The 2,995-nt window shown below is 53.3% G+C and carries 2 rRNA genes; both read right to left on the bottom strand.

Annotated elements, in window-relative coordinates:
- Positions 1-95 precede the first annotated feature (95 nt).
- Positions 96-208 (bottom strand): 5S ribosomal RNA (gene rrf, locus ACFRMQ_RS39745).
- 153 nt (positions 209-361) lie between these two features.
- Positions 362-2,995, bottom strand: a 23S ribosomal RNA gene (locus tag ACFRMQ_RS39740); the annotation flags it as partial.

Raw genomic sequence — 2,995 nt, 5'->3', positions numbered from 1 at the left:
GTATCAAGCCGGCCGCCCGTCCTGATCCCATGTGCATTTCCGCCGCGCCAATGCAAAAACCCCCGCCTTTCGGGCGGGGGTTTCTGGCTTAGGGAGCCTGACGATTACCTACTTTCACACGGGAATCCGCACTATCATCGGCGTAGAGTCGTTTCACGGTCCTGTTCGGGATGGGAAGGGGTGGGACCGACTCGCTATGGTCATCAGGCAAAGAGGGTTGTTGCGCTGGCTTCGCAGCACAACCAATCTTGGAAGAAGCAGTAATTTTGGTTGTGTGTATCACACACGAGAATCCAACTTGTCGCTTTGGATCGCAGCCAGTGCTGTCGCACGGCGCCGATCTACAAGGCAGACTTGTTATAGGATCAAGCCTTACGGGCAATTAGTATCAGTTAGCTGAACGCATTACTGCGCTTACACACCTGACCTATCAACGTCCTGGTCTCGAACGACCCTTCAAGGGGATCTAGTCCCCAGGGATATCTCATCTTAAGGCGAGTTTCCCGCTTAGATGCTTTCAGCGGTTATCTCTTCCGAACATAGCTACCCGGCGATGCCACTGGCGTGACAACCGGTACACCAGAGGTTCGTCCACTCCGGTCCTCTCGTACTAGGAGCAGCCCCCTTCAAATATCCAACGCCCACGGCAGATAGGGACCAAACTGTCTCACGACGTTTTAAACCCAGCTCACGTACCTCTTTAAATGGCGAACAGCCATACCCTTGGGACCGGCTACAGCCCCAGGATGAGATGAGCCGACATCGAGGTGCCAAACACCGCCGTCGATATGAACTCTTGGGCGGTATCAGCCTGTTATCCCCAGAGTACCTTTTATCCGTTGAGCGATGGCCCTTCCATACAGAACCACCGGATCACTATGACCTGCTTTCGCACCTGCTCGACTTGTCGGTCTCGCAGTTAAGCACGCTTATGCCATTGCACTATCAGCACGATTTCCGACCGTACCTAGCGTACCTTCGTACTCCTCCGTTACGCTTTGGGAGGAGACCGCCCCAGTCAAACTGCCTACCATGCACTGTCCCCGACCCGGATCACGGGCCAAGGTTAGAACCTCAAACAAACCAGGGTGGTATTTCAAGGACGGCTCCACCGAAACTAGCGTTCCGGTTTCATAGCCTCCCACCTATCCTACACAGATCGGTTCAAAGTCCAATGCAAAGCTACAGTAAAGGTTCATGGGGTCTTTCCGTCTAGCCGCGGGTAGATTGCATCATCACAAACACTTCAACTTCGCTGAGTCTCGGGAGGAGACAGTGTGGCCATCGTTACGCCATTCGTGCAGGTCGGAACTTACCCGACAAGGAATTTCGCTACCTTAGGACCGTTATAGTTACGGCCGCCGTTTACCGGGACTTCAATCAAGAGCTTGCACCCCATCATTTAATCTTCCGGCACCGGGCAGGCGTCACACCCTATACGTCCACTTTCGTGTTTGCAGAGTGCTGTGTTTTTATTAAACAGTCGCAGCCACCAGTTTATTGCAACCCCTTCACCCTTCTGGCGCAAGCCAGTCAAGCTACAAGGGCGTACCTTATCCCGAAGTTACGGTACCAATTTGCCGAGTTCCTTCTCCCGAGTTCTCTCAAGCGCCTTAGAATACTCATCTCGCCCACCTGTGTCGGTTTGCGGTACGGTCATCATTAGACTGAAGCTTAGAGGCTTTTCTTGGAACCACTTCCAATTGCTTCGCTCCCTAAGGAGCTCGCGCCACACCCTTGAATTCCGCACCCGGATTTGCCTAAGTGCCTTCTCCAATGCAGCGACCGGGACTTCCAACACCCGGACAACCTTCCGCGATCCGTCCCCCCATCGCATCTAACAATGGTGCAGGAATATTGACCTGCTTCCCATCAGCTACGCATTTCTGCCTCGCCTTAGGGGCCGACTCACCCTACGCCGATGAACGTTGCGTAGGAAACCTTGGGCTTACGGCGAGGGGGCCTTTCACCCCCTTTATCGCTACTCATGTCAGCATTCGCACTTCCGATACCTCCAGCACCCTTTACAAGGCACCTTCGCAGGCTTACGGAACGCTCTCCTACCATGCGAGCAAAGCTCGCATCCGCAGCTTCGGTATATAGCTTAGCCCCGTTACATCTTCCGCGCAGGACGACTCGATCAGTGAGCTATTACGCTTTCTTTAAAGGGTGGCTGCTTCTAAGCCAACCTCCTGACTGTTTTAGCCTTCCCACTTCGTTTCCCACTTAGCTATATTTGGGGACCTTAGCTGGCGGTCTGGGTTGTTTCCCTCTTGACACCGGACGTTAGCACCCGATGTCTGTCTCCCGTGATTGCACTCTTCGGTATTCGGAGTTTGCTATGGCGGGGTAATCTGCAATAGACCCCCCAACCATGACAGTGCTCTACCCCCGAAGGTGAGACACGAGGCACTACCTAAATAGTTTTCGGAGAGAACCAGCTATTTCCAGGTTTGTTTAGCCTTTCACCCCTATCCACAGCTCATCCCCTAACTTTTCAACGTTAGTGGGTTCGGACCTCCAGTACGTGTTACCGCACCTTCATCCTGGCCATGGATAGATCACCTGGTTTCGGGTCTACGCCCAGCAACTGAACGCCCTATTCGGACTCGCTTTCGCTACGCCTGCCCTATACGGTTAAGCTTGCTACTGAACGTAAGTCGCTGACCCATTATACAAAAGGTACGCCGTCACCCCTTACGAGGCTCCGACTGTTTGTATGCATGCGGTTTCAGGATCTATTTCACTCCCCTCCCGGGGTTCTTTTCGCCTTTCCCTCACGGTACTGGTTCACTATCGGTCGATCACGAGTATTTAGCCTTGGAGGATGGTCCCCCCATCTTCAGACAGGATTTCACGTGTCCCGCCCTACTTGTCGCACACCTAGTTCTTTCATACTGTTTTCGCCTACAGGGCTATCACCTGCTATGGCCGCACTTTCCAGAGCGTTCGGCTAACAATACAAATAAAGAGTGCAAGGCTCATCCCATTTCGC

The organism is Kitasatospora sp. NPDC056783 (assembly GCF_042789895.1).
Taxonomy (GTDB): Bacteria; Actinomycetota; Actinomycetes; order Streptomycetales; family Streptomycetaceae; genus Kitasatospora.
Note: the sequence above shows the minus strand (reverse complement) of the source record. Positions and strands in the feature narration are given on the sequence as shown.